The sequence below is a fragment of the Limosilactobacillus reuteri genome, assembly GCF_020785355.1.
Classification (GTDB): Bacteria; Bacillota; Bacilli; order Lactobacillales; family Lactobacillaceae; genus Limosilactobacillus; species Limosilactobacillus reuteri_I.
Window position 1 is genome coordinate 97911 of record NZ_JAJGVH010000075.1, and the last position, 24864, is coordinate 122774.

Sequence of the window (24864 nt, forward strand, 5' to 3'; positions counted from 1 at the left end):
CTAAAGATGCTGATTATCAAATAATGCTTGATCAGTTCCTTCAATCCCATAAAACTGGTTCTTATCAAAGGCACCGGCTTTAATTGCAGAAAGTTGAGCTGCGTTTAAGCCCAGCATTGTCCCAAAGCGGTTGAGCATCTGGTCCATTCGGTCTAACATCTCTTTTTGCATTCCATTATTACTTTGGCCACCGTTATTGTAATTATTTACAACTTGGGTGCTTTGCATATTAGGCTTGAAGTTAGTTAATACAGAAACAGCATCATCAGTACCATTAGCATATTGTGGCAAGTGCTTAAACATCTTAGCAGTATCGCTAGCTTTAACAACTTTTGTTCCACGAGGTGCATCTAAAAGAACATTTCTACCAAACGGAATAAATGGTTCTGCCCCTGGGAATTGAACGGCTTCCCGAAAGACCGGTCCTGGTTGATCATTAACAACCATTGGCCCACCCGGGTGATAGTTGGTACCTTTAGCATGATGCTTAGTAACAAACTCATGAACAGTCTTTATAGTCTGTACAATCGGGCTTGTACTATTCCATTTGTTAATCCAGTCAATAGCTCCTTTAATAACACTACTAGCTTGGTCATTAGCCTTAGCTGTTTTAGTGCTTGCGCCAGTCCCATTCCAATTTCCGACTGAACCGGTAGCAGAACCAAACGGACCAGAAGCATTATCAAATCCGTTGGCTGACTTTGAGTTTGCACCAGTTCCGTTCCAGTTAAATACACTTCCAGTAGCATTCTGGAATGGTCCACTAGCATTATCAACGGCTAAAGCATTTTTAGGAGCGCCAGGGTTAGCACGTTGCCAAGCAAGAATTGCATCATTAGCAGCCTTTAAGTTTCCACTGGCTCTATCTTCTGCAACAATTTGCTTAACTGTACTTGCTGGCATCCCTTTCCAAAGATTGTACTTTGAAATTAATTCCCCTAATTGGCCGGAACCTTTGGCATTAACAATAGCTTCTTGTTGTTTAGGCGATAATTGATTCCATCGTCCGATTTTATTCAAAGCATCCATTACATCAGTAGTCCCTTTAGTTGTTACTAATGCTTGCTGTTGCTTAAATGTAAGATTATTCCATTGATTAGCCTGCACTAACGCATCAACTAATTGTGAAGTTCCTTTAGCGTCAATAATCGCTTCCTGTTGTTTTAAGGTTAAATTATTCCACTGTCCGGAACTTCGCAAAGCTTCATAAATCGGCTTAGTTGCCTTATTAGTAATTACCGCTTCCTGCTGTTTCAACGACAAGGAATTCCACGCACCAGATTCAAGCAGAATATCGGCCATTTCTTGCTTGCCTTTAGCTTTAACAATTGCCTCTTTGGTCTTAAGGTCAAGATTATTCCATTCACCTGACTTCTCTAAAGCTTGGACAATCGTTTCACTGAACCCGTCTTTCAACCAGGCTTTCTGCTCTTTCCAACTCATGCTATCCCATTTACCATTTTCGATTAATGCAGCTGCCACCATTTGTTGAGCATTGGTACTCAACTTACCTTCCTTTTTCAGAAGTTTAATTTGGTTCCATTGATCTTTGGAATTAACAGCCTTGTTAACTTCCTCCTGGGCATTAGTCCGAACCTTACCAGTTTTGGGATCGAAAACTAAGTCATTCCACATTTTAGCGGCATCCTTAGTTTTGCCTTTGAGGCCATCAAGAGAAACAGCAATACTCTTAGAATTCTTTTCAGCATTTTTGGCCAGCTTATCCAGTTGTTTCATTCCGGCCGAATAACTTAATCCTTCTGCTTGCATATCTTCTTTAATGCGACTTGTAGATTGCCCGTTGGCACGTGCTAACCGAATGTATTCAGCAGAAGCCTTATCAACATAGTCTTGAAGAGTTTTCTTATTAGCTCGCATACCAGCAGCATACTCATTTTGATTAATAGTTCCAGCTTTTAATTGACGCTTAAGACTATTTTCCTGTTTTGCATATTCATTACGCATATTATCAGATTGAGTACGCAAATCGGCCAATGCTGTATTACGTTGGCGATGAGACATATTAGCAACATCGTTATTTAATGCCGCCATTGCTTTTTTACGCTGATTACCAGTTAAGCTCCACATTTTGAGTTCATCATCAATAATCTGTTGCTGATTATTTTGCAACATTACTCGTTGGGTATCGCTCAAACTAGCAATATTCTTATTAGAAGTCTGTAGGATTGTATTTGCTCTTGTCCTGGCTTGATCAGCATTACTAAGGATCTTATTCATCGTATCTTTTTCATGCTGTGCTTCCCGATCAACTGCTGCAGCAACTTCCGGAGACATATCTTTCTCAGCCTTTTTAACACCTTCTAAATGTTTCCGGGCATCTGATTCCATTTGACTAAATTCACGATCAAATGAATCCGCCATACTTTTAGTAGAAGTTTTTGTTGCAGTATCCATATCGGTTAAAGCCGCTTGAATACCAGTTGAAGTATTCTTAAATTTCCCAAGAGCTTTATCAGCAGCTGCACCAACGTCAGATCCCCAACGATCTGTTCGTTGTGACGATTCAACAGCTTTCTTACCCCAAAGCTCCCAAACAGTAATTCCACCGGCAATGGCCAAAGTAGCAACTCCAGCAACGGCTGCAATTGTTCCTAAAGATACTCCAGCCGCGGCAGTAGCGGCACCGGCTTCACCTGCAGCCACACCGGTACCTTGTAAAGCGACAGTCGCAGCACCAACACCATTAGCAGCTTGAACCGCTCGACCACCTGCACCAGTCATGGTTGTTCCAAACTTTGCAGCTTGAAACGTTGATTTTGAAAATGCTGAGCCAATAACGTCTAAGCCACTGGCTCCTAACTTCATCGCAGTCTGTGCTCGGCCTAAGCCAGCGGTAAGCTTACCAAAAGCGAGGACAGTTTTACCAGCACCGCTCGTCAACTTACCGAGAATTAAGAACAATGGGCCAGCTCCCGCTGTGAATAAGGTAGTTGCTACAATTGCCTTCTGAACAGCTGGTGATAAATCTCCGAAGCCATGAGCAAGCTTGGAAATATCTTGTACTAACGGAATCACTGCTGGCAGAACATACTTAGCCATATCCATTCCAGCATTCGTTAGTGATTCCTTGAAAATTGCTAGCTGTACTTTAGGAGACTTAAGGTTCTTTTGTGCAAGGTCACCAATATAATCACGCTTAGTAGAATTCTGAACTTCTTTATTTAATTCCCGTAAACGGTTGGCGTTTTCAGTTAAGATAGCACCGGCTTGTTGACCCGTAGTCCCGAATAACGCATGGAAGATGTCGTTCTTTTGCTTACCAGTCATTCCTTTCATATGATCGCCTAATGTCTTGAAGATGGATGACATTGACTTCAATTTACCATTTTTATCTAAGAAGTCCTTAGTACTTAAATTAATACTTGCCAATGCCTTTTGACCATTTGCAGTAGGAGTAACTAAAGAATTAATTACTTTCCGTAATCCAGTACCGGCCTTGTCCGCTTCCAGACCATTATTAGAAAGAATACCCATCGCACTAGCAGTTTCCGAGAGACTAAAACCTGCTTGATGAGCAGTTGAGCCAACATATGACATCCCCACACCAAGTGATTGAAAATCGGTTGATGTGGCATCGGCAGCATAGGCTAATTCATTTAATGTCTTAGTAGATCGTCGTTGCATGACTGCAGCGTTCTTGATCGGTCGGCCGGCCTTGTCGGTTGCCAAGCCGAATGATTCCATCGTTTGAGAGGCAACATTGATTACATCATTGAAATCATCCCCGGTGGCCACAGATGCTTTAAGTTCGTTCCGCATTACTCCGATTGCTGCTTTAGATGTGTAACCACGCTTTACTAGATCTTGATACCCGGCAGCAATCTTTTGCTGACTAACACCATACTCGTCAGAATACTTCCGTGCATCCGCGGTCATCTTCTTGTAGGCATAGTTAGTTTCAGCGGCAGATTCTCCAGAGGTCCGGATAACATTTTTAGTCTTAAGCATCTGATCTTGGAAATCAACTAGCTTTTTTGCAGAATAAGTTAACCCAGCAGCAATAGGTAATGTTAGATATTCTGACATTCCTCGGCCAAGTCCTGATACTTTAGAACCAACACTGGTGGCCACGTTCCCAAAATGTTGGGTTCGATTAGCAAGTTGTGTCCACTTGTTCGACTGTAATTCAATATCACGATTGAGAGCTTGCATTCGCCCACGTAATTGTTCGATTTGCGCAGACGTTTTATTATATTGAGTTGCTGCCTTAGCTCGTGACTGCTCGCTCCTGGTAGTATCATCCATTGCTTTTTTAGCATTCTGGAGTTGTGCATTATAATTGCGCATTTGTTGACTCATAGTCGCATAAGCAGCACGCATATTATTAATACTTCCACCGGATGCTTTCAGTGCCGCTTCTTGCGCACGTAAAGCATTAGCAGTGGATTTAATTTGCGCTTTTAAAACACCATTAGCCGCTTTAAATGGATTAATATCCAAACTAACAGTCGCTGCCAAATGTCCTAATGATTGGGTCATTGTTTAACCTCCTTTCCTAGAATAAGAATGGGAATGCTTTATCAATAGTTGTCTGTTTTTCTTCAAAGACATAATTCATTAATTTCAAATCTGAAAGTGTTAGCTTACTGACCTCATTCCATTTATATCCATCACGCATTTTATTTTTAATAAAATCTGTGAGACTCTTGATTGAATCATCAATCATCTCAACAGTTATTTTTTTGGCTTTTCGTTATCCTTTTTATCTTCTAAGTCGTCTTCACTTAGAGGAGAACCAAGAGTTTCATTAATTGCATTAACAATGCTAATTAGCCCTTCTATAGCCGTAACTCCTGAAAGAACATCCTTTTTAGTTAAACCATTCTTCCAAAAATTGGCAGCAAACTCAGCCCGTAAACTTAATAATCGTTCATTATCTTTATCTGTTGGCAATTTTTTTGGATCGGAGTACATCACGATTTCTTGACGTTGAACCTTTAATGCATCTAATAGATTTTCAAGCATTGGAGCTTCTTTTCGCTCATAGATTGTTTCTTTGCCATCTGTTTTTACTTTTAATTTATATGGCATTTCTATCTCCTCCTCATCGTCTCACTTAACTCGTCTCTGTCTGATTAATTAGTTATCCGTTATCAACAACAGTTCCTGGTTTAGTATCTTTTGTATTGGTTGGATCAGTTACTGGGGCTTCTTCACCAAAGACCATTGCATGGAACTTAGCAAAATCAAATCCTTCATTATCTTCCCGACCGATTAAAAGAATGGTTCCAGTATCCGCATCCCCACGCGGAACAAAATTACCTTCGATTTCATCTGCTTCTGGATCTGGAGCACCGTCCTGGGTCTTGATTGAAATACCTGGTAAGGAGAACATCCCCTTGGTTAAACCAACCCAACAATGCTTTCCATTTGAAAGTTTTGTCCGGAACATAGTAGCTACATAATTTGGCATAAGGTTCTTAGTGTAAACTTCTGTACCATTTTGAATATCAATTCCATATAAATCTTTCTTCATGATGGAATCAATATCATAAAGGTTGATGGTTTCCTTAGCTTCGGTAATTCCACCAGAAAGAACCAAGTAAGGACCGTCATCGGCTGCTAACGTCTTTAATTCGTTAGTCAGCTCCAACTTAACTTCACTTAACCCGCTCATCTTTCGGGTATCTTTAATCTTTTCGTTCTCGTCTAGTACCCCATATTCAAAATTAGAGGCCCCAAACTTAGCAACTTTTGCATTTGGTGTTCCCATTAAATATCATTCCTTTCTTCAAACCCTTCAAAGTTAGCTGTGACCATTATGCAATTATCCAAGTCCGGATCCGGATAAGAATTCTTGTAGTAACGTTCAAAACCATGACTATGGAGGGTTTCATATATTCGTTCTTGAATATTCATTAGCCGGTTATTATTCTCTTCACGAATCCAAAAATCAACTTGTACACGTGGGTATTCAAAAAAGCGAGCATCGTCACTATAGATCGCATCATCCCCAGGTATAGGGGTGATCCGAATCCACGGTGCTGAACTCGCTTTAATAAATGGATCATCAGGCGTACTAGTAAAAATTGGAACATATGATAATTTATCTTGTCGCAACTCATCCATCATTGCGACTAAGCGCTCATCATTCGTCAGATAATCAGCTACTTGCATCTCTGGAGTTTTCATACTTTCAAGTCCTCAATATATTTAGCAAGTATCTCTTTTTTAGATTGTGCCCGTGCTTTTTCAATAAAGTGCTGTGGATGTTGTTTAGAAGTTCCTGCATTAGGAAAGTGAGCAATCCAACCTTTTTCTTTGTCATAACCAACATCCATTGAATAATCACCATCGCTAGTTTTCAAATTACCGTGTTTGGTATGTTCAGCTAAGGGGGTCATATTAGAGTGATCACCGCTCTTTGCAACTGGAGTAACTTCTTTTAATTTCTCTTGAAAGACTTTAGCACCATCACGGGTTGCTTTTCGTGCCTTCTTTTCTTCCGTCTTTTCAAGTTTATTTAAGTTAGCAATTAACTCTGCTTCACCGGTCACTGCCATTTTGGACAACCTCCTGGGCGGTAATTTTTGTTAGATCTCGCTTTGCATAATCAGGATCCATTCCCGTGATTTCATACCATTTTCCTCGCCAGTTAATTAACCAATTCGATTGAATTTCCTTACGAGTTTTGAAAGCAATTAAAAACGTGGGTGATTCTTTTCTGAACCCCACGTTTGAACTGTTTTGGACAAATTCACGGACCGACATTTTAGGAACTTCTGCCCACACGGTAAATTCCTTAACTTTCTGATCCTTGATCGGTCGATGAGTTTCCGGATTGATCCCCATTTGGATTGAGTAAAATGTTATCCGTTCCGTCATGTTCCGTAGTTTCATCGGTATTCACCTCACTACTTATTTGATTAATAAGGCCATCAATTCCTGATGAAAGAACTGGTCGGTAACTATCTGCAGTAATTCCTCGTTCATAGAAGTCTTCTTTCACCTGCTTCATGAGAGCGATTTTGAATCGCGGTTCGTCAGAGTAGTCAGCAGGCTTACTCTCCCATTTAATTGCCCTTGCAATCATCAGTGCGGCGGCATCAACAATTATTTTAAGAATTTCATCATCAAAGTCCTGGTCAATTTTGCAGTAGTTTTTCAAATTATCAAAGAACTGTTCATTACTCGAGAAAGTGTGGTCTGTTTCCATCCTACTCACCTAGCTTTGTTAACAGTTGATCCTTAGTATCGGTTGAAGTATAGGCAATTCCATGATCATCTAAGTACTTTTTAATCTCATCTACTGTATTAGCATTGGTTGGTTTTACGTCCGCTCCGTTATTGTCGGACGGTGTTATTTTGACACTGATGATGGAACAGTAACGAAGTAACCAGCATTTTCATCGGCCTTCTTTACATCTAAACGAAGAACTGCTTGGAGGTATTGACCATAAATATCATTGTCAACCCATCGTACTTGAAGATCTTTTCGATTAGCTAAGATAACCGCACGGTATGGATCACCAACGAAAGCATGAGCTTCACCTTTTTCACCAAACAAATCATCTTCAACTACAGCAACGTTAATTCCAGAGACTGCCTTACCAGATGGACTAGAAATACTATCTTGGAGCAAATAACGTCCATTTTTGTCTTTCAAAGTATCAAGCCAGTTATAGAAACTCTGGCTGGCAATAATCATCTTATTGTAAGCAACGTCCAAATTAACATTCCAAATTTTCTTTAGGTCATCAATTGCATTAGAACCATCAATATTCTTAGCAGTAAATCCCTTTAAAATCGCAGAAATAGCCGCATTCTTTGTATTTAAGGATTGTTCTTTTGCGTTTCGGGCAACTAATCCGGTTAAATCAATTGCTGAATCATCAATTGATTCTTGTGAAATAGGAATTGCTCCACGATAAGTCGAAATTTTCCAAGCCACCTCAAGAAATTCAGGTTTTTGAAGATCAGGATTCTTTGCAAGTTCTTCAACAGTATGCATTTGAGTAGTTGCCTTTTTAAGGATTGGATAACTACCGGAAGCAGTTGTCGCGTTAAAAACTTGAACAAATTGGCTAAGATCAGTTACTGTTTTAATTTCATTTTCGGGATTGTAAATGATTGATTCAGGAATAGTAACACTTGCGTCTGAAGAAGTAATTCCAGTAGTACCATCACGATGTTCTTGGTGAAGATATGCGTTGAAATTACGTTTTTCTTCATTTTCGTCCTCGTTATTTTGGGAACGCTTATGAGGATCTGGAGCTGGATTACCCTTAGCTGCTTTACGGTAAAGCTTAAGGTCATCTTCAATACTCCGAACTTCCTTTTCAGCAGCTTCAATTTCAGAACGTAATGACTTAGCTCGTGTTAAGTCTTCATCAGTTGCGTCTTCATTTGAGAGTAGTTGGCGCATTTCATTAGTTTTTTCGTTAATTAATGCTCGCTTACCTTCTTTTTGAGCAAGCAATTCTTTAATTTTTTCGCGAAACATTTAATTTCCTCCTTCGAGTGTCTTCAATAATTCTTGTCGTTCTAATTCACGTAACATCTTTTTACGTTTCTGATCAGTAGCATCCCTATTCTCTTGGTTTTGCATTTGCTTAACCATATTGATTGAACGCTGACCAACCTGAACTTCTGTATCCGGATAAGCAGGTGTCGTAACTACTGACACATCGAACAAACGATCAATTTGTCGAATGGTTCGTTCATAATCAACTCCATCCTGATTAGATTCTTCCCAGTCTTGGGCCTCATCTGTGTTGGCCACCGTAAATGCAAAGCTACATTGATTAATGACGCCTGCCTTGATATTGGCGATCAAATCACGCGCAAATGATGTATCAGTTGGCTTAACAGTAAATTTCAAACCAATTGCATCAGAAGATAAAGTCATGTTCACCCCTGATCGTCCCAGTACCTGGTTAGGATCATGATTGATCGTCGCTACTACATTTGACATATCAGCGTCATCGAACGCTCCTGGAGCAATTTGTTCAATAAAACGAGTAAAGCCACCCAAAACTTCGGATGGCTTATTGTATTTGGCTGCATAACCTTCAATTACTGGTTCATCATCTTCATCAGTTGCCGTTCTCATCTGAATTGGCATCATTAACTGTCGAGTTTCCAAGTCGCTTGTCATCGATTCCACCTCCCTTCGCTGTTGATTGTTTCTGATACTCTTCTTTTTTATCAAGGAAGACAGTATTCAAGGTTGATTGGAAGCGATCTAAGTCTGGATTATCAGATTTAACTAACCCCATCCGAACTCGTCCTTCATTAGGAGTAATGACGTTATTTGTAACTCCCTTTTGTACATCGTCCATTGACATCCCTGTTTCTTTGCGTGTATCAAATTCGATGTGGCAGTTATGACGTTGCCGATTAGTCAGCATTGTCATTTCCAGGTTACTTGCAATCGGCTTGAAGTAATAAGGTAAATCAGAAGTAATGAAGTCTTCATTTAACTGTTTAATCGATTGGTTAGGACTATTAACTGCTAATTTATATGCTGGAATATGCAACGCTTTGGCAATTTGAGCAGTTGAATAGTTGTTGCTGTTAATTAGTTGCAAAACATTGGTATCAATCTCAATTGGTGAATAATCAAACGTATCATCCGTAACAATTGGACTACCAGCATTGCTATTAGCTTGCGCATATTCAAACGCCTGTCTAGTTTTAAGACGCGCTTCCGGACTTAACTTACCCTTAGCTTTTAGCAATCCACCTTTAAGACCTGATTTAAAGAACCGCCGTAATGTTTTAATTCCATCATCCTGTAACCCAATCTCATCAGCCAAAGACAACAATGGCGACCGGCCATGAATACCATCGTAGGTAAAGAACATAAAATGAATTACATCTTCAGCCGGCACGACGATTGTTTGACCACCACCTTTTTGATTGATGGGTGTAAATTCGTATTTAATATTCGTTACATCAGAATCATCAATATAGGTTTGCGATGGTGGAAAATATTGTATTTCTAACGGTGCTTTTGTATGAGGATCACGAATTATTCTTGAAAAACCATCCCCAGTTAAAATTGCGTTAACTGTCATTAGGAAACGCCAATGATAAGCAGATAACATATCGTTTGGGTGCTTGTTCAGCAAATAATCAACACTTTTGATATTCTTTACCGCATTTTTATCATCGTCCAAAATGACAATCGGAAATCGAGCCACATTACTAGCAACATGAGAGACTGCAGTTAGCACATCAGAGTTTCTAAGAGCACCAATTCCACTATAAGATGGCATATTGCTAAACCCCGGAAGAATTCCCTGATCGATATAATCTTGTGCCCAGTCGCGTTTCTCGGTATGGAATAACACTCAGCTTCACCCCCTTTCATAAGAGATAAAAGCAATTACGAATAATTCAATCGAGATAATTAGTAAGCCAATCTTCGCGGAAAATAAAAAGCCTGTAACTGCTAAACAGATACAAGCTAATAAAAATAAAAGAATTGGTTCATTTAATTTCCAGAATTTCATGGCATCACCTGGAGAAGAAATTTCAAGTCTTCATCCGTAATCTCAAATTTCTCAATATACGGGGCAAGCTTTCTCAGTCGTTCCAATCGTCCCTTGATTTCATTAAGTGCGGGAGTTACATCAATCTTCATTCCTTCTTCACCGTCGTATAGATACTTAGCCATGTCTATTCCTCCTCGATTCCTTTGATAAAGTCAATTGCTTCCTTAGTTAAGGCCAATGGATGGAAATATTCTCCATCTGAACAGTCATTGATGATCTTGCCTTTTAATAGGTGTTTAACATTATTTTTAGTAATAAATGTGGTCCAGTTGCTATCATTACCATATTCGTCTAGTTGCTTAATATCATGGTAAAATTCATCTTTTTCAGAAACCAAAGTCATCATTAAACACATCCTCATCTGTTAAATAATCATCAATATTTTCACGAAAACAAATTGCATAAGCGTCTAACAATGCATCAGCAGCATCAATCTTATTTGAATAACGGTTCTTATCAATCCGGACACCATTGTTATCTGATTTAAGGATCGCGTTAGCCATTGCACCGGTTAAAATCTCATTTTCAGAATGTCGAACTCGCTTATCTAAAATATCATCCCTAAATTGCTTAGTTGGCATTGAAAGAGTTAATGTCCCTTGGCGAACAGATATTTGTTGCCATTCCGGATGACCTTTTTCAATCTGGGTTAACAAGGTTCCATATTGCGCCGGGTCATAACAAATTGCTTGGACATTAAGATTGTGTTCCCGGACAAAACTATCTAACCATTCATACACCCGTTCAACGTCAATAACTCCAGATTCAAGTTTTGTAATTTCACACTGGCCCATCCCTTGTAACCGGACATAATCTAACCGATCTGCTTTAATCTTTGCTTCCAATCCATATTTAGTACCGACAAACGCATAAGAATCAGCATACCAATATCCCTCTTGAGGAATTAGCCAACTAATCGCATAAAGGTCAGATGATTTACCAACGTCAATTCCAAACCAAACCCGTTGACCATCAATGTCAATTGGATCAATTTGCGCTGCATTCCAAGTATCAATATCCATATAACTATCCTCTTCGGCTTGTCGCCACATATTAAAATTCTTAACTAGAACAGAATTCTTTGTTCCTTTCTGTTTAGCTTCTTTCCACCGCTTGGCTAAATATCCATACACTTGGTCTTGTAAAGCTGGGACACTCAGTATTGGATTAGATTTAATCCAGGTACTTTTATCATCAACTTCTGATACATTATCTTGTTCAGCAATGTAGGCAAAATAAGTATCATCAGTAATTTCACCTTTCAAAACCTTCGTCGCATAGGGATATTCAATTGTATGCATTGGAACATTCAAGTCAAAGCCGGCTGTTGAAATAATCATAATAAGTGAGTTATGAAGTAAAGCCTGACCGGATTCTAGTAATTCCATCATTTCAGTGGTCTTACTTGCAGCATACTCGTCCAGGATTCCAACATGAGGTTCAAAACCATCAACCGTTCCAGTTTCCTTAGAAAGAGAACGAACATAAGAATAATCATCTAAGTTACTAATAAGGTCACGGTTAACCTTTGTTCCACGTTTTGTATCACCATCACTAGAACGTAGAGCATTCAAGCGTTTCTTAATCATATTAAAAACGATATTCGCTTGCTTTTTGTCGTTAGCAGTACAAAATATTTGCCGGGAGAATTCGGGTGAGTTACCCATCAAGAACTCATACAATGCAATTCCAGAAATAAGGATCGACTTACCATTTTTTCTGGCCATTGATAGCATCCCTTTCCGGAAGCGCCGTTCAGATGGTTTAGCCTTCTTCCACCAGCCATACATATTTGCAATGATGAACCGTTGAAAATCTGCTAAAGGATACGCCCGCATCGTTTTTGGATCCGGAAGTATTTCCATGAATTGAATAACCTTATTGGCACGTTCATTATCATAAAAATATTCAAAGTCATCATTATCCGCCTTTTTAAGATCAGTTAAGTACCTTTCTGCAGCTAAAATCACTTTTTTACCAGCAATTATTTTGCCAGCAACGACCTTTTCAGCATAATCTTTAGCGTAATTCATCATGAAATCCTAAACTTATCACGCAAGGATTGATGTTCTTCCTTGTTGGTTTGTGGCATATTCATCTGCAGCCGCGAATTAACATTAAGCCCAAGATCAGATGCAAGACCCTTTATCGCCCTGGTTGCTTTATCAATTGTCTTAATTGCGTTATTGATTTTAGCAATGTTCTTTCTTTTCTTGGACTGTTCCTTATTTAATTGAACGGAAGCATCTTTATAAATGCTGTACCAGGTACAATACAATTCCAGTTCGCTCCGGTCCAAGTTACGCAATGGCAGCTTTCCGATAGAACTAATAATTCGCCGGTATTCTGCTTTGGCCACTTTATCTAAATGTGCCGGCGGAGTCTTTTGCAACTCAGGTAAACCATCGGCAGCCATAAATTCTGCCTTATATTTTGCTTCTTGTTCAACCACTCTAAGGTGGCCTGTTGACTGCGATAATAATTTTTGCTTTCTTGCCAAAAAGCTCACCTCCGTGCTATGATAAAAGCATCAAAAAAACGCATATCCTCAAGCTTTTAACAGCTTGGGGATTTTTTAGTATCGGGCCTAAAAATGAAAAATTGTTGGAATTTATCGTGCAAAAAAGTCGATGTGCGTTCCAGCGTTTTGAAAAATCTAACCCCCGTTCAAAATGAAGGGGGACTTATCCATTCTTGACGACCCGGTAGCCGGTAAAATCAGCCGTTTTGAAGCCGTTCAAAATCTTCTGAAATGAAATTTGTTCTTTCCGTTCACATAATCGTTCCTCACAGACGTTTGGATCAGTCATGATAACTATGTGATTGATTCGATGATAGTTACTAAGCAATGTATCAATCCGCTTGTCTGGTAATGTCTTGATGATCCAAACGTTATTGAATGTTTGTTCTGCCTTTAGCTTTCGCAACATCTGATCAAAGAATAGTGTAATGTAATCGTGGATATCGTGATTGCTTTGTTGCATTGGTAAACCAGATAATGCATGCATTAACTCATCATAATCATAAATAAGATCATGCTCAGTCATGTGTCGCTTTACATATGTTGTCTTACCACTTGCAGGTAAACCACAAATAATATTGATATTCATATAACGTTCCAATCCTTTATGATGTTTCATCCATTCACGTTTCGTTTTAAGCTTATGACATCCCCGACAGAGTGATTGTAGATTGTCATTATTAAGTCGATCACTCCAATCGTCCTTGCTGGGGATGATATGGTCAACCAGTTCTGCATCCATTCCACAACGCTGACACAATCCATAATCACGTTCGAGTATCTCTTGTCGCTTATGCTTCCATTCCGTTGAGTGATAGAATCTAACGTAATCATTTTCCTCGACATTGCGATGGAAGTTATATGCTTTGTCGTTATCCTTACGAACTACCTCGTCATAGGATACTAGTGTTGGCTTCCCATTGATAAAGGCTAGCTTGGTTGGTTTCAATATACTCATCCCCTTTCTAATATATATGAAGGCAAAATAAAAGACGGTAGCCATTTGCTATCGCCTTAATCATTTAATCTTTTATGTATTAATTCTTCTAGTTCTTTCAAGTCGTCATCAGTAGCTAAATCACGGATAAACTTACGAGCATATGAACGATAACGATATATCCGGTTCTTATCCTTATTCTTATCGTCCCATTTTTTCTTGGCTCTTTGCTGTGCTTCACTAACCATAATATCGACCTTCTAACATTAATATGGTATACTGTATATGCAAAAGGACAAGAGCTGCTACCTCTCGTCCCTTTGCGATCCGGAAAAACGAGTTTGCTGGCTAACCGCTATTTGCGATTAGCTTTTTTTATTATCGCATATGCAATTGCAAAGTTGATACTTGCAACTGATATTGCTACGAGAGCATTAACGATAACTGCATCCTCATGTTTCCAGATAAACTCTTTCATCCATTGAACTCGCCTCCATCCGGATAGAAAGGCTGTCGCCGGATCGCTGTAGTCACTTCAGGAGTAGCTAATTCCTTTCCTGACTACATTTATATTATACCTTATTAACATATAAAAGACAATGAATTATTAATTTTTCATTGCCCTTTTTTTATTTTCTCCCATTCATTCTTAAAATATTCGTTGCCGTCCATCGAAGCCTTATTGATTAACTTGGAAATATATTTATCTACTTCTGTATCATAACTCGTACCATTATATCTGTTAATTTTGGTGGCAAAGTAATTTCTTCTAATACCATAATCATAGTAATCACCAATATAGCTAAGTTCGCCCCATAGCAACTTTATATCGACCAGTATGCTTTTATTGGAATCATTATTTGGGATATATAAATTTAATTCATAATATAATCTTTTTATCTCATCCATTTTGTCATCCAATGACTCTTTAGCAAGCTTATCTCCATCTACCATAGCCTTGTTGTAAAGATACATATACTTGGGAACTGCTGCCAGATATTGAGCATACAATGGTCTAACTTGATTCATCCAATCTATCCTACCTTTTGACACCAAATCAGCTTTATACTTTTTATTGTTAAACCAAATTGTCCATATAAAAGTACCGATAGCTATTATGCTAGTTATAGCTATCCAATTAAAATATCCTTTATCAGTAAAAAAGAATTTTTCAATGTAGGTACCTATCATTTTTTTATTAAAGTTGCTGCCAATTAATAGTGCAATACTCATTTATTTTCACCTCAATAACAATAATACAAAAGGCTAGCCACAAAGACTAGCCTGAGGTAAAGGCAAAAAGTAAAATGATCGTAGTTTAATGTCATTTCGGACAATAGCTAAGAGACAGATTCGAACTGTACTTTTGCCACACAAGACTGAGTAATGTGTGCCCACCGTGGATCTTAGCTAGCAATGCGACTCGTTAGCATTGCTATATACCATAATTATCAATGTACGGGTGAAGAAGGAGGCTGCCGAATAACCTCCTTTCTTCTGATAATCATGATATAAAAACTTAGTAGGGCTTTGCACCCATACAGCCTTGAAGCCTAAGTATAATCAGGACCATACAATCACCGCACCCGGTCGTAGTTTTCCGCCTACTCCTGTAACGATATTGTTGTCCATTCATACGGTAATCCTTTAGCCGCTGAGTTAGATTACGTACTCTTCTGCTGATTACAGCACGGTTGCTACGAGACTATCAAAGTAGCATGTAAATTTAATGATCTAAAGGAGATCTTCCAAAACGCACAAATCAAATTTAATCGTTACCGTAAATTTATTTTGAAGTTAGTTAATGATAGTCTCAACGTGGATTATGGGGCTCAGACCCATCAGTCAGTCAAACATCTGATCCACACTCAAGCTTAACAAGAGATCCCGTGTGGTATTAAGCATAGAAATCTCTTTCCTTAAAGCCAGAATCCTAAATTTGAGTAGTTAAAGGCTTGCTCAGGCACAATTGGGGGTCACAAGGCTACATCGCTAACCTTCCGACAATATCATTTTCGCACTTAAAAACGGGCTTGAAGTTCACTAATAGTTCACTGTTTGTTCACTCGTTGTTCACTTTTTTCGTCCTTATATGCATGAAGATCTTCTAGTAAGTCAGCATCCCCGAGCAAACTAGTATATCTCTCCAGTGTATCCGCAAACTCACTACAAGCAATTTTTAAGTAATGATAGTAGCGCGTTTTTTCATAACCAATTTGATTAGCTACTTCCCAATCTTTTTTATTCTGAATAAACTTAGCAATTAATATTCGCCTACTTCTAAGACTACATGCGTTGAGTGCTTGAGCGATTGTCTCAATCAAGAGATGGTAATTAGCAACTTTAACCATTTGATTCTCCATTGAATTACCAGCAGCAGTTGCTTTTGGCATTCCGTCAATTTGTGGGGATGTTAGCTTGATTCCTCCACCTGCTAAGCGACATAAGCGTGTATATTCGTCCTTAAAGAAATAGCGAACATTATCAGTAGTTCCGTCAACATCTAATTCTTTCAAAAGCCCCACTTTTAGCACTCTCCCCGTTTTGATATAATATTTATGTTTGATAATTTGAAGGAGCGTGCCATTACTGTGGTGCGCTTTTTTATTTAGTATCTAGCTAATATTAGAACAACAATCAATGAAACTACCGAAAAGATTAATGCAAAAGATTGAAGATTCATTATTGTTCATCCCTCAGATAGATAATTCTTGCATCTAGGCTTTCCAAATAAGCTTGCATTGACCTTAGCTGTGCATTTAGCAATGTTAATTCTAATGGTGATGAAAGCTTTGGTCCCTCTTTAACAATAAATTGAGCTAGCCGGTCTATCTTGCCTAACAGATCCTTTCGCTCTTTTGACAATTGCTGAAGTACTTTCCGTTTACTTGTCATTGTATTTTCTCACCTGATTAGTTCGCCGTTCCTCAAAGTTTGCTTGTTTTATCGATAGGATAGTTCCTAAGATAAAGCCAACAGTAAAAATCAAAACGGCGCCGATAATTAATAGTTCCGTCATTTACTTCATCCCCATTTTCTGAACATACATTCTATAAAATAATCTACATTTCTTACCATTAAGACCTTTAACCTTTTGTAAAGCTCTCACACGTGGACGGTGATGTAAACGGGTTGTCATTGCTTTACGACGGTAATGCCGATACTGTTGTTCTCTCAATACAACTGTTGAGTGTTTTTTTCGTTGCTTGCTCATTAGTTTTCCACCTCAAAGCTTTTATTTTCTTGTTTGTTGTAAACATCTAAGTAAAGCTGCTTTTTATCACCGTTGTAGGTTACTTCGTAATAATGCTGATCTCCTTCGATCAAAGTAGCTAACAAAGCTTTGTGGTTCTGTAACACTTTTGCATACCACGCAACAAACACTTCATTCTCACTAATTAATCCTTGCTCCGGCTTGAGAATATTCTCGTTAGTGTACTTAGCTACAATGTACTTTGCTTTATTAATAAATTCTGCGTTATTCATTAAATCTTGTTTCCTCATTATCCATATGCCCCTCATCCATCAATTGCAACTAGTTTGGCCATATCATCATAATTAATCTTAAAACGCTCTAAGTGACCAAGATTAAATCGAGTAACAATAATCTCGTCACCGTAAAGAGATTGATTAATGATCTCCCTGGTAGTTTCTCGTACTGATAACTTAAGACCGTTATGAAAAATTATTTGTGTCCGCATTATGCAATCACCGGATACTTAATCTCGCCAAATGTTTCTTGTTCTAGTTGCTGAATATATCGTTTAATATTATTCTTTGCTTCCACTTGCCATTGGTTGTTATCAGCCATGAATAATGCTGATTGCATCCCCTCGCGCATCCGAAAGATAAATTTACTTGCTGGCTGGTCAACTTCCTGGAATGTCCGGAAAGGAATTAACTTAACGGGATTAGGAACTTTCACTTCATCAACGCTAGCAACACCAGAATTAATCTGAACGCTTTGGCTTACACCATCATCAGTTTGTTGGTGAATACTTTCATCACGGAGATTGCTAACAACTTTCAGAATGATATTCCGGTCATCATTCTCCTCAAAATGTGACTGCAGCATAATGATCATGCTTTCCTGGTCTAAGTAACTTTCTAAGTCAAGACTATCAACTACTGCCCGAACCTCAGCGAAACAAGGACGTTGACCACCTTTCGCTAAGTTTCCAATTACCTCAACCTTAGTCGGACTAACCACATGGATTTTTAGTGCATCGTTAATTGACGATCCTTCACTTTCCAACCACTCGATCAAGCTAGTTAATTGGTTCAGTTGGAGGGGATGAGCAATGATCGGATCATTAAGTAAAGCTGCATCCCCATCATGATCAAGAAGATACTGCCGGCCGTTTAAGCCTGTAATGAGCTGATTGCCGTTAGCATCATTTACGAGTTGTTCAAATTGGGTTAATTCACTGTTAATCTTAGTTTCCATAAGTTAGTTCTCCTGCTTTTGCAAATCAATGATCTTGCGCTTTTCTTCTTTTTCAACTTCTTCAACTGGTTCGCCAGTGTCCGTCTTAGCCTTACCATCATCTGGATCAATGTAAGTTTGTCCTTTAACGCCTGACTTCAACTCGTTAACGTGAACCTTACCGTTAATATCACGGCCTAAAAGCATAGTAGTTGGTACTCCCACTTCTGGAGCAAGGGTGGTCTTAACTTCAACTGTGACATCTGAGGCATCCCGTTTTTCATTAGGGGCTAACGTGATATTAAGTTGGACCTTCCGCTTTTTAGTTGGGTCTGTATTGGGATCAAGGATATTGTCTGCAACTTGTTGCAACGCACGGTTAAGCTTAACTTGCACACCACCATCTGCAATTTCTGATAAATCAAAATTAATAGCTTTCTTCTTACTCATAACACTCGATCTCCTTTACAATGCGCGTCGTTGAAGCTTAATAAATGGCAATTTACCCATTACATCAATTGTCTCATCATAGGTGAATGCCTTAGCTTCTGAGCGTTCTTGTGTGACTGAAAAGTTAATATTTACGCCTTGATATTGAGTATTAACTCCAGGGACCTCTTTTAGGTAACGTGGAGATGTTGCATAGCTGCCACCTACTTCTAGGCAATACATTGGCTTATCCCGTTCATCTAATTCAGTTAAGGAATACCCCATCACAACCTTAGCAATCCTTTTTTGAACCGACTTAGATAATTTAGGACGGCCATACATCTGAAACCGGCCTACTCTTGTTTGACTTACTCTTGCTACTTCGTAATAGTCAATCATTACCATCAGCGCGTCTTCGATCTTACTTTGTTTCAAATTCAAGCCAAATTCAGCCATTTTATTTCTAAATTCTGATGTTTCCATTTTCTTATTTCTCCTCGCTTACCTTTTTTCTAAATTTAAGTATTTCTTGTAGCCGCCAATCATCAGCCGGCAAAAGCTCTTCTGCTCTCAGCCGACTGTATTTCCAAAATTTCCCGTCAAATGTGTGGTAATTTTCTAGTTCATCGAGGGCATCACTTAATTTGTCTGTTATGAAATCAGTCAAACTTATCAACCCATTCGGAAATGTTATAAAGTTCTTGTAGTTCAGCAGTGTGGGACATTTTGATAACTTCACTAAATGCTAAAAAGTTACTTGTATCATTACGAATAAAATAAACATCCTTTGCTTTCCTGCTTAACGAATCACATTGGATTGCTACTCCATTCATCCCCCTAATTGCCATATTGAATAACAAGAAAGGAATTGCTCTATCTGACATTTCTTCTACCTGATACCAATAAGCTCTAGGGTCATAAGTAAAGATTGACAAGAATTTTAAGTTAGGATCAGCATGTAATGGATTACCAACCAGATCATTTGTACAGTCATCCCACCAGCGCTTGATTAAAATTCCACCTATCCCTGCAGCTACCTCGAAATAGTGGCCATTAGATTTATCGCTATCAACTAAGCTATTAAGCAAGGTCGCAATGCTATCAGGGGTAAAATCCTGCTTCTTGCTTTTCCGTTCAGCTTGCTCATCTTCAAAATATTCATGGAACCAGTCAAACTTTAGGTCCGTTGAAACTTCTAGGAACTTCTTAAAGACTTCTGGACGCTTTTGATCATCAAGCATTAGTTGCAGCATTCTTTCCGGAGCCTTATATGACTCGTCAATTTCTAACAGCTTATTAACGGTTTTTGTATCAAACTGCATTATTCCACCTCAAATCCCTGTCATTACAGACATAATCTTGTTGTTATCCTCGTTTGCTAGCTTGTCTAGCAGGTGGATATAGACACGTTGGGTTGTTTCTGTATTGCCGTGGCCTAACCGTTTAGCAACACTTTGAATTGAAACACGGTTAGCAATTAGCAGGGATGCATGAGTATGACGCAAACCATGAACTGAAATTGGTGGTACTCCCGCCTGGTCACACATTTCCTTTAACTCTTTATTAAACACTGAATTATAAATGTGATTACCACCTCGGGTATTAGTACGAGAGTCACTAGCATACCAATGAGCCCAGATTGACTCATCTTCTTTTACTCCATCCAGGTGGCGTTGTAGGTCAGTTAATGCCTTAAAATCAATTAGGATTTGCCTAACAGAATACTTGTTCTTAGTCGGCATAAAGTCCCCAGGTTTAACTTGAGAGTAATCTATTTTCTTGTAGTTCAGTGTCTTATTGACGTAAATAGACATGTTATTCATATCAACATCAGCTGGAGTAAGGCCAAGAACCTCAGCAAATCGCAAGCCAGTACGTAACGTAAAATCAAAGAAGTCACCATATCCGCTTTGATCAGCATTAAAGACTTGTTCAAGTTTATGAACTTCATCAATTTCTAGCCATTTCTTAAGTTTCTTTTTCTTCTTAACTTGAGAGGTAATACGGATCTTGTAGCATGGGTCACGAGAATCCACCCCTCATAGACCGCATCTCTGATTGGCGCTTCTAGTAAACGATAGAAATTACGAACAGTTACTTTTTCATGCGTTTGTCCATAAGCATTGATGAGCTTTTGTATATCAGCTCGGGTTATTTTATCTAGCATTAAGTCTGGAGCAAGTTTCTTAATTTGTTTACCTGTCAAAATATATCTTTGGTAAGTGACATCACGGACATCCCCGTATTTGTAAGTCTCATACCATTCTTTGTAATATTTCCAGAACTTAATAGCTCTCTTTTTTCCAACTTGTACCATCGATGCTTATTCCCCCAGATGATAAACGGGAATCTTGGGCTTAACACCAGTGATAACAACTGACTTACCGTTATAAACATCATTATCATGTTGAACTGCTGCAAGATTAGTTAATCCCTGTTGCTGATAACGGTTTAAGATCGAACGTAAGTATGCAAATGTTGGACGATCAGCATTCTCAAACATGGAAGTGATGGCAAATGCTACCACGTCACCACCAAGTTCATTCACGAACGCTTTTAATTCGTTTTGTGATTTTGGGGATTCGAGCTTTTTATAATATGAATTAAGAGTAGTACTAGTAGTATTTAAATTATCTTTACTCTTACTTAACTTAACTCTATCCTTACCTAACCTAACCTGAGGATCCATTTCGGTTCCATTCTGGTTCCAATTTGGTTCCATGGAGTTAAAGCCTTGTCCCTGTTGAGGTTGAGAGTTTTCACTTGAAATTTGATTTTTATTTTTGGAACCACTTTGGATACAGTTTGGTTCCATTTTGTCTCCATCTTGGATACATTCTGGAGACATTTCGGTTCCAACTTGGTTCCGTTCTGGTTCCAAATCGGATACAAATTGGTACCGTTTATTCTTATCAAGGCCAATTAATTTCATGTCGTCGGTATAAATTGTCGGGGTATATCGGTCCTTTTTGACATAGTTAGAAACTAACCAATCTTTAATGACGACTACACCATCCTCAAAGACAATCAAATAGTCCTTCTCGACGAGTGCCTTTAAATCGTCTTCACTAGCGCCAATCATGCGTTTAATTGACTTTGGGTTGCCAACAAAACCGTCATCATCAGCATTCATCCCCAAATGGAAGTAAAGTGATTGAGCAGTAAGCCCCATATCAAGGAACTTATCCGTCTCAGTAACCTTCTGACTAAACATTCTGCGCTGTGCCATTGTGTAACCCCCTAGTTGTCCTGGTAAATCTGCTTAACCAATTCATCGAAGTCTTGATATTTGCTTATGCGTTTGAGGTGGTAAGCAATATCCTTAGCTAACTTCAGATGATGGCTGTAAGTTTCAGCGTGCTTAAATTGATCACATAAGTTACTAGTAAAAATAGCTTGATCAATTACGTTATTAGCAAGTTTTTCAACTTCTACTGCAGTATCTTTTTCTGACATATGTTATAATCTCCTTGTAGATTTCTTATCCAGTAATGGATTTTTACTTGGCATCGGTGTCGTCAGCACCGGTGCTTTTTTCGTTTGACCACCAATCTTGAGGTGTATCAGCTAAGCAAGCCCATAAGAGAATTAAAGCTGAAAATAAAGCAAATGGAACATTCGCATTAAACAGACTAATCATCATCACAATTGTGCTTGCTACTGCAATTAAAGTAATCATTTAACTTTCTCCTTTCGTGCTACTTTGCCAAACTTAACTAAGTTCTCAAAGTAACGAACCTGCGTCCATACATAATCATCGGTAGGTTGCCCACCACTAAGAAAATGCCAGCCAAGGCGGTAAAGAATATCATCAATCGCTTCAAGAGGAAAGTCGTATTCCTCCATTAATTTGCGAAGACGCTTTGTTCCATCTTTCATCTGAACACCCGCTTTCTGTTATGCTTTCCGCAATACTTTTGCTTAAACACTGGTTCATGGCGGATGCCAATGCTGTAAATAGTAGCAAAGGCAAAACACCCGAGAATTACTAAATACGGCCACACATTATTCATCTCCTATAGATGGACGATCTTTTCGTCCTTAACTTCATGCTCTCGCTTAGCTTGTTCAAGCGCATCCTCAATTGATTCTTGACTATCAGTCCACTTACTAATGAACCGATCTAATTCCCACTTAGGATACTTTCTTGCACCCAAGTCTAAGGAATTAATGAAGCCATACTTTCGCAACTCAACTAACGTACTATTGTTAATTCGTAAATACTTAGCAGCTTCTCGCTCCATGAGCATTGGTGAATTAATTTCTTCCCTTGTCCTCATAGTTTCTCTTGTTTTCATAACCATTCCTCCCTCGTATTCTATAAATATATCCTTACGGATTTTGCTACATTACAACTTGTTTTCTGGTCACCGCATGATAACCTCTAATTATCATTGGCTTTGGTCAACTGGTATAGGTTAATACCTCCTGTAGTTTTTAACTACTTATGAAGTCTGCCGCCCAGCCAATCTACTGATTTTCGAACTCACATGCTGTATCGATTAGATAGTTTACTAATTCAGAGTAGGATTAGGTGCAGCTTTAACTCTCTAACCAATGAATACTGATACTTGCGAGGATGTTTTTAGTGATTGTAATTAGGGGCTATCATGCAGTGATCAGATTAAGACCAGTAAATTTTAATGAAAGGAGGCCATTCCAATGAAACTTTTTGTCGGTATTGACGTTAGCTCAAAAGATTTAGTAACTTCAATGATTTCTGAAGAAACAACTGAAGTTGTTTTCCATGGTAACTTTGTTAATGATTTGAAAGGCGCAACAGAATTAAAAAACATGATTATCGATACGGCGAATTCAAATCATCTCGACCAAGTTGTGATTGGCATGGAAGCCACTTCCATTTACAGCTTTCACCCAGCAATGTTTTTCCAAGAAGACTCGGACCTTAAAAAGTTCAATACACAATCCGTGGTTATCGATCCTAAGAAAACTAAGCGCTATCATGATGTCTTCGCTGAAGATAAAAATGATCAAATCGACGCTTTTTACATTGCTGACTTCCTACGTGTTGGACGCTATTCAGTAGGGATTGTTCGTCAAGAGAACTACATTGCCCTGCAACGCTTAACGCGTTCCCGATATGAGCTTGTTCAAAGCTTAGCTCGGGCTAAGCAACACTTTATTGAGAACCTATACTACAAGCTCAATAAATTAGTAATTTCTGATGAACTGAATACTTCTATCTTTGGTTCAACGATGATGAGTCTGCTAACTGAAGATATGACTACTGATGACTTACTTAATCTTTCGATTACTGATTTAGCCGATTATCTGAATGAACACGGCCGGGGTCGCTTCGCGAACCCTGAAGCCTTGGCGAAAATAATTCAAAAGGCAGTTCGTGCTTCTTATCGTTTAGACAAAGTAATTGCTAATTCAGTTGATACAGTTCTCTCCGTTTATGCCGAGGAAATTAAAGCTTTTCAGAAGATGATTAAAGACCTCGACAAAGCAATTGAGAAAGTAGTTCAAGTAACTGATGAAGAACAGATTTTGCGCTCCATTCCCGGAATTGGACCAGTATACGCTGCTGGTATTTTAGCTGAAATTGGTCAAATCGAACGATTTGATAATGAAGCTAAATTGGCTAAATATGCTGGGCTTTCCTGGCGAGAAAAGCAGTCCGGAGCTTACGCTAGTGATAATACTCCGCTCAAGAGAACTGGTAATGCTTATCTTAGATACTATTTGGTTGAAGCTGCCAACAGAGTTAGAATCCAAGATCCAGTTTTTGGTGAATATTATCGGCGTAAATATCAAGAAGTAAAGCATACCCCATCAAAACGCGCTCTCGTCCTTACCGCACGTAAACTTATTAGGGTGATTTTCTTCCTACTCAAAAATCATCAAATCTATCAGGAAAAGAGGTAATTGGTATAGGAAGATAAACTGATTCTCGACGCTTAGCTTTTAAAACACCTTGGGATCAAGGCTTATTTAAGTGCGTCAAAAATCTGGTCAAAACAAGTTTGTCAGTGATAATTTTATCTTGACTTATTACCACATGACT

36 protein-coding genes are annotated in these 24864 nt (G+C 38.7%); 1 reads left to right on the forward strand and 35 read right to left on the reverse strand.

Annotation, left to right across the window (positions count from 1 at the left end; all coding sequences use genetic code 11):
* The 35 genes from LMB56_RS06600 to LMB56_RS06760 all read right to left on the reverse strand — a co-directional run bounded on the left by LMB56_RS06600 (position 1) and on the right by LMB56_RS06760 (position 23131).
* A complete protein-coding gene (locus tag LMB56_RS06600) occupies positions 1-4500 on the reverse strand; it encodes a phage tail tape measure protein (protein ID WP_229283567.1) in 4500 nt (1499 codons plus the stop codon).
* A gap of 195 nt (positions 4501-4695) precedes the next feature.
* A complete protein-coding gene (gene gpG / locus LMB56_RS06605; protein WP_003663707.1) occupies positions 4696-5052 on the reverse strand; it encodes a phage tail assembly chaperone G in 357 nt (118 codons plus the stop codon).
* 52 nt (positions 5053-5104) lie between these two features.
* Positions 5105-5734 (reverse strand): major tail protein, encoded by a 630-nt coding sequence (locus LMB56_RS06610; protein WP_229283566.1) that lies wholly within the window; start codon positions 5732-5734, stop codon positions 5105-5107.
* The gene (locus tag LMB56_RS06615) at positions 5734-6153 is read right to left on the reverse strand and encodes a hypothetical protein (protein WP_229283565.1); all 420 of its coding nucleotides are present in this window, start codon (positions 6151-6153) and stop codon (positions 5734-5736) included. Before LMB56_RS06615 ends, LMB56_RS06610 begins: the two co-directional genes overlap by 1 nt.
* Positions 6150-6524: an HK97-gp10 family putative phage morphogenesis protein gene (locus LMB56_RS06620; protein WP_152697327.1), complete on the reverse strand. Its 375-nt coding sequence runs from the start codon at positions 6522-6524 to the stop codon at positions 6150-6152. The genes LMB56_RS06615 and LMB56_RS06620 overlap by 4 nt, the downstream gene beginning before the upstream one ends.
* On the reverse strand, positions 6508-6861 hold the full coding sequence (locus LMB56_RS06625) for a phage head closure protein (protein ID WP_229283564.1): 354 nt from the start codon (positions 6859-6861) through the stop codon (positions 6508-6510). Before LMB56_RS06625 ends, LMB56_RS06620 begins: the two co-directional genes overlap by 17 nt.
* Positions 6764-7177: a head-tail connector protein gene (locus tag LMB56_RS06630; protein ID WP_229283563.1), complete on the reverse strand. Its 414-nt coding sequence runs from the start codon at positions 7175-7177 to the stop codon at positions 6764-6766. The genes LMB56_RS06625 and LMB56_RS06630 overlap by 98 nt, the downstream gene beginning before the upstream one ends.
* Before the next feature lie 144 nt (positions 7178-7321).
* Complete coding sequence (locus LMB56_RS06635) at positions 7322-8464, reverse strand: phage major capsid protein (RefSeq protein WP_229283562.1); 1143 nt, start codon at positions 8462-8464, stop codon at positions 7322-7324.
* Positions 8465-9118 (reverse strand): HK97 family phage prohead protease, encoded by a 654-nt coding sequence (locus tag LMB56_RS06640; RefSeq protein ID WP_229283561.1) that lies wholly within the window; start codon positions 9116-9118, stop codon positions 8465-8467.
* The gene (locus LMB56_RS06645) at positions 9057-10316 is read right to left on the reverse strand and encodes a phage portal protein (protein WP_229283560.1); all 1260 of its coding nucleotides are present in this window, start codon (positions 10314-10316) and stop codon (positions 9057-9059) included. The genes LMB56_RS06640 and LMB56_RS06645 overlap by 62 nt, the downstream gene beginning before the upstream one ends.
* A gap of 6 nt (positions 10317-10322) precedes the next feature.
* Complete coding sequence (locus LMB56_RS10545) at positions 10323-10478, reverse strand: DUF1056 family protein (RefSeq protein WP_152697323.1); 156 nt, start codon at positions 10476-10478, stop codon at positions 10323-10325.
* The gene (locus LMB56_RS06650; RefSeq protein WP_153703883.1) at positions 10475-10642 is read right to left on the reverse strand and encodes a hypothetical protein; all 168 of its coding nucleotides are present in this window, start codon (positions 10640-10642) and stop codon (positions 10475-10477) included. The genes LMB56_RS10545 and LMB56_RS06650 overlap by 4 nt, the downstream gene beginning before the upstream one ends.
* Before the next feature lie 2 nt (positions 10643-10644).
* Positions 10645-10866 carry a hypothetical protein gene (locus LMB56_RS06655; RefSeq protein ID WP_229283559.1) on the reverse strand — a complete coding sequence of 74 codons (222 nt, stop codon included), beginning with the start codon at positions 10864-10866 and terminating at the stop codon, positions 10645-10647.
* Positions 10847-12556: a terminase large subunit gene (locus LMB56_RS06660; protein WP_267865208.1), complete on the reverse strand. Its 1710-nt coding sequence runs from the start codon at positions 12554-12556 to the stop codon at positions 10847-10849. The genes LMB56_RS06655 and LMB56_RS06660 overlap by 20 nt, the downstream gene beginning before the upstream one ends.
* Positions 12553-13020 (reverse strand): phage terminase small subunit P27 family, encoded by a 468-nt coding sequence (locus tag LMB56_RS06665; protein WP_102816545.1) that lies wholly within the window; start codon positions 13018-13020, stop codon positions 12553-12555. Before LMB56_RS06665 ends, LMB56_RS06660 begins: the two co-directional genes overlap by 4 nt.
* Before the next feature lie 184 nt (positions 13021-13204).
* A complete protein-coding gene (locus tag LMB56_RS06670) occupies positions 13205-13999 on the reverse strand; it encodes an HNH endonuclease (protein ID WP_035170397.1) in 795 nt (264 codons plus the stop codon).
* A gap of 56 nt (positions 14000-14055) precedes the next feature.
* Positions 14056-14226, reverse strand: a complete 171-nt coding sequence (locus LMB56_RS06675) for a hypothetical protein (RefSeq protein ID WP_172397134.1) — start codon at positions 14224-14226, stop codon at positions 14056-14058.
* Between the two features lie 367 nt (positions 14227-14593).
* Complete coding sequence (locus LMB56_RS06680) at positions 14594-15211, reverse strand: hypothetical protein (protein WP_102816436.1); 618 nt, start codon at positions 15209-15211, stop codon at positions 14594-14596.
* A gap of 818 nt (positions 15212-16029) precedes the next feature.
* Complete coding sequence (locus tag LMB56_RS06685) at positions 16030-16503, reverse strand: ArpU family phage packaging/lysis transcriptional regulator (RefSeq protein WP_180977130.1); 474 nt, start codon at positions 16501-16503, stop codon at positions 16030-16032.
* Between the two features lie 157 nt (positions 16504-16660).
* Positions 16661-16873, reverse strand: coding sequence for a crAss001_48 related protein (locus tag LMB56_RS06690; RefSeq protein WP_102816434.1), 213 nt, complete (start codon positions 16871-16873; stop codon positions 16661-16663).
* Complete coding sequence (locus LMB56_RS10425; RefSeq protein ID WP_267865209.1) at positions 16863-16997, reverse strand: hypothetical protein; 135 nt, start codon at positions 16995-16997, stop codon at positions 16863-16865. Before LMB56_RS10425 ends, LMB56_RS06690 begins: the two co-directional genes overlap by 11 nt.
* A complete protein-coding gene (locus LMB56_RS06695; protein ID WP_102816433.1) occupies positions 16998-17192 on the reverse strand; it encodes a hypothetical protein in 195 nt (64 codons plus the stop codon).
* Positions 17192-17482 carry a DUF6275 family protein gene (locus LMB56_RS06700; protein WP_225357310.1) on the reverse strand — a complete coding sequence of 97 codons (291 nt, stop codon included), beginning with the start codon at positions 17480-17482 and terminating at the stop codon, positions 17192-17194. Before LMB56_RS06700 ends, LMB56_RS06695 begins: the two co-directional genes overlap by 1 nt.
* 14 nt (positions 17483-17496) lie before the next feature.
* Positions 17497-17679, reverse strand: a complete 183-nt coding sequence (locus tag LMB56_RS06705; RefSeq protein WP_102816432.1) for a hypothetical protein — start codon at positions 17677-17679, stop codon at positions 17497-17499.
* Positions 17679-18425 (reverse strand): hypothetical protein, encoded by a 747-nt coding sequence (locus tag LMB56_RS06710; RefSeq protein WP_102816431.1) that lies wholly within the window; start codon positions 18423-18425, stop codon positions 17679-17681. The genes LMB56_RS06705 and LMB56_RS06710 overlap by 1 nt, the downstream gene beginning before the upstream one ends.
* A 3-nt stretch (positions 18426-18428) precedes the next feature.
* Entirely contained in the window at positions 18429-18854 is a 426-nt protein-coding gene (locus LMB56_RS06715) for a hypothetical protein (protein ID WP_003663737.1), read from the reverse strand.
* A gap of 15 nt (positions 18855-18869) precedes the next feature.
* Positions 18870-19316, reverse strand: coding sequence for a hypothetical protein (locus LMB56_RS06720; RefSeq protein WP_229283557.1), 447 nt, complete (start codon positions 19314-19316; stop codon positions 18870-18872).
* A 176-nt stretch (positions 19317-19492) separates the two neighbouring features.
* Positions 19493-20155: an SAM-dependent DNA methyltransferase gene (locus tag LMB56_RS06725; protein ID WP_229283556.1), complete on the reverse strand. Its 663-nt coding sequence runs from the start codon at positions 20153-20155 to the stop codon at positions 19493-19495.
* Positions 20156-20164: 9 nt separating this feature from the next.
* Complete coding sequence (locus LMB56_RS06730) at positions 20165-20869, reverse strand: site-specific integrase (RefSeq protein ID WP_229283555.1); 705 nt, start codon at positions 20867-20869, stop codon at positions 20165-20167.
* Positions 20791-21150 carry a tyrosine-type recombinase/integrase gene (locus LMB56_RS06735; protein ID WP_229283554.1) on the reverse strand — a complete coding sequence of 120 codons (360 nt, stop codon included), beginning with the start codon at positions 21148-21150 and terminating at the stop codon, positions 20791-20793. The genes LMB56_RS06730 and LMB56_RS06735 overlap by 79 nt, the downstream gene beginning before the upstream one ends.
* 6 nt (positions 21151-21156) lie before the next feature.
* Positions 21157-22062, reverse strand: a complete 906-nt coding sequence (locus tag LMB56_RS06740; RefSeq protein WP_229283553.1) for a DnaD domain protein — start codon at positions 22060-22062, stop codon at positions 21157-21159.
* A gap of 11 nt (positions 22063-22073) precedes the next feature.
* Positions 22074-22289 carry a hypothetical protein gene (locus LMB56_RS06745; RefSeq protein WP_063164149.1) on the reverse strand — a complete coding sequence of 72 codons (216 nt, stop codon included), beginning with the start codon at positions 22287-22289 and terminating at the stop codon, positions 22074-22076.
* Positions 22290-22332: 43 nt separating this feature from the next.
* Positions 22333-22512, reverse strand: coding sequence for a hypothetical protein (locus tag LMB56_RS06750; RefSeq protein WP_063164150.1), 180 nt, complete (start codon positions 22510-22512; stop codon positions 22333-22335).
* Positions 22509-22712 (reverse strand): DUF6877 family protein, encoded by a 204-nt coding sequence (locus tag LMB56_RS06755; RefSeq protein WP_063164151.1) that lies wholly within the window; start codon positions 22710-22712, stop codon positions 22509-22511. Before LMB56_RS06755 ends, LMB56_RS06750 begins: the two co-directional genes overlap by 4 nt.
* Positions 22713-22849: 137 nt before the next feature.
* On the reverse strand, positions 22850-23131 hold the full coding sequence (locus LMB56_RS06760) for a MerR family transcriptional regulator (RefSeq protein ID WP_035152807.1): 282 nt from the start codon (positions 23129-23131) through the stop codon (positions 22850-22852).
* Positions 23132-23495: 364 nt separating this feature from the next.
* On the opposite strand from LMB56_RS06760, the gene LMB56_RS06765 reads away from it, so the two are divergent.
* Positions 23496-24725 carry an IS110 family RNA-guided transposase gene (locus LMB56_RS06765; protein ID WP_229282092.1) on the forward strand — a complete coding sequence of 410 codons (1230 nt, stop codon included), beginning with the start codon at positions 23496-23498 and terminating at the stop codon, positions 24723-24725.
* Positions 24726-24864 lie beyond the last annotated feature (139 nt).

Bases quoted from the DNA above. Each gene is read 5' to 3' on its own strand.
- LMB56_RS06600 (WP_229283567.1), bottom strand. From the start codon at position 4,500: ATGACCCAATCATTAGGACATTTGGCAGCGACTGTTAGTTTGGATATT.
- gpG (WP_003663707.1), bottom strand. From the start codon at position 5,052: ATGCCATATAAATTAAAAGTAAAAACAGATGGCAAAGAAACAATCTAT.
- LMB56_RS06610 (WP_229283566.1), bottom strand. From the start codon at position 5,734: ATGGGAACACCAAATGCAAAAGTTGCTAAGTTTGGGGCCTCTAATTTT.
- LMB56_RS06615 (WP_229283565.1), bottom strand. From the start codon at position 6,153: ATGAAAACTCCAGAGATGCAAGTAGCTGATTATCTGACGAATGATGAG.
- LMB56_RS06620 (WP_152697327.1), bottom strand. From the start codon at position 6,524: ATGGCAGTGACCGGTGAAGCAGAGTTAATTGCTAACTTAAATAAACTT.
- LMB56_RS06625 (WP_229283564.1), bottom strand. From the start codon at position 6,861: ATGAAACTACGGAACATGACGGAACGGATAACATTTTACTCAATCCAA.
- LMB56_RS06630 (WP_229283563.1), bottom strand. From the start codon at position 7,177: ATGGAAACAGACCACACTTTCTCGAGTAATGAACAGTTCTTTGATAAT.
- LMB56_RS06635 (WP_229283562.1), bottom strand. From the start codon at position 8,464: ATGTTTCGCGAAAAAATTAAAGAATTGCTTGCTCAAAAAGAAGGTAAG.
- LMB56_RS06640 (WP_229283561.1), bottom strand. From the start codon at position 9,118: ATGACAAGCGACTTGGAAACTCGACAGTTAATGATGCCAATTCAGATG.
- LMB56_RS10545 (WP_152697323.1), bottom strand. From the start codon at position 10,478: ATGAAATTCTGGAAATTAAATGAACCAATTCTTTTATTTTTATTAGCT.
- LMB56_RS06650 (WP_153703883.1), bottom strand. From the start codon at position 10,642: ATGGCTAAGTATCTATACGACGGTGAAGAAGGAATGAAGATTGATGTA.
- LMB56_RS06655 (WP_229283559.1), bottom strand. From the start codon at position 10,866: ATGATGACTTTGGTTTCTGAAAAAGATGAATTTTACCATGATATTAAG.
- LMB56_RS06660 (WP_267865208.1), bottom strand. From the start codon at position 12,556: ATGATGAATTACGCTAAAGATTATGCTGAAAAGGTCGTTGCTGGCAAA.
- LMB56_RS06670 (WP_035170397.1), bottom strand. From the start codon at position 13,999: ATGAGTATATTGAAACCAACCAAGCTAGCCTTTATCAATGGGAAGCCA.
- LMB56_RS06675 (WP_172397134.1), bottom strand. From the start codon at position 14,226: ATGGTTAGTGAAGCACAGCAAAGAGCCAAGAAAAAATGGGACGATAAG.
- LMB56_RS06680 (WP_102816436.1), bottom strand. From the start codon at position 15,211: ATGAGTATTGCACTATTAATTGGCAGCAACTTTAATAAAAAAATGATA.
- LMB56_RS06690 (WP_102816434.1), bottom strand. From the start codon at position 16,873: ATGACAAGTAAACGGAAAGTACTTCAGCAATTGTCAAAAGAGCGAAAG.
- LMB56_RS10425 (WP_267865209.1), bottom strand. From the start codon at position 16,997: ATGACGGAACTATTAATTATCGGCGCCGTTTTGATTTTTACTGTTGGC.
- LMB56_RS06695 (WP_102816433.1), bottom strand. From the start codon at position 17,192: ATGAGCAAGCAACGAAAAAAACACTCAACAGTTGTATTGAGAGAACAA.
- LMB56_RS06700 (WP_225357310.1), bottom strand. From the start codon at position 17,482: ATGAGGAAACAAGATTTAATGAATAACGCAGAATTTATTAATAAAGCA.
- LMB56_RS06705 (WP_102816432.1), bottom strand. From the start codon at position 17,679: ATGCGGACACAAATAATTTTTCATAACGGTCTTAAGTTATCAGTACGA.
- LMB56_RS06710 (WP_102816431.1), bottom strand. From the start codon at position 18,425: ATGGAAACTAAGATTAACAGTGAATTAACCCAATTTGAACAACTCGTA.
- LMB56_RS06715 (WP_003663737.1), bottom strand. From the start codon at position 18,854: ATGAGTAAGAAGAAAGCTATTAATTTTGATTTATCAGAAATTGCAGAT.
- LMB56_RS06720 (WP_229283557.1), bottom strand. From the start codon at position 19,316: ATGGAAACATCAGAATTTAGAAATAAAATGGCTGAATTTGGCTTGAAT.
- LMB56_RS06725 (WP_229283556.1), bottom strand. From the start codon at position 20,155: ATGCAGTTTGATACAAAAACCGTTAATAAGCTGTTAGAAATTGACGAG.
- LMB56_RS06735 (WP_229283554.1), bottom strand. From the start codon at position 21,150: ATGGTACAAGTTGGAAAAAAGAGAGCTATTAAGTTCTGGAAATATTAC.
- LMB56_RS06740 (WP_229283553.1), bottom strand. From the start codon at position 22,062: ATGGCACAGCGCAGAATGTTTAGTCAGAAGGTTACTGAGACGGATAAG.
- LMB56_RS06745 (WP_063164149.1), bottom strand. From the start codon at position 22,289: ATGTCAGAAAAAGATACTGCAGTAGAAGTTGAAAAACTTGCTAATAAC.
- LMB56_RS06750 (WP_063164150.1), bottom strand. From the start codon at position 22,512: ATGATTACTTTAATTGCAGTAGCAAGCACAATTGTGATGATGATTAGT.
- LMB56_RS06755 (WP_063164151.1), bottom strand. From the start codon at position 22,712: ATGAAAGATGGAACAAAGCGTCTTCGCAAATTAATGGAGGAATACGAC.
- LMB56_RS06760 (WP_035152807.1), bottom strand. From the start codon at position 23,131: ATGAAAACAAGAGAAACTATGAGGACAAGGGAAGAAATTAATTCACCA.
- LMB56_RS06765 (WP_229282092.1), top strand. From the start codon at position 23,496: ATGAAACTTTTTGTCGGTATTGACGTTAGCTCAAAAGATTTAGTAACT.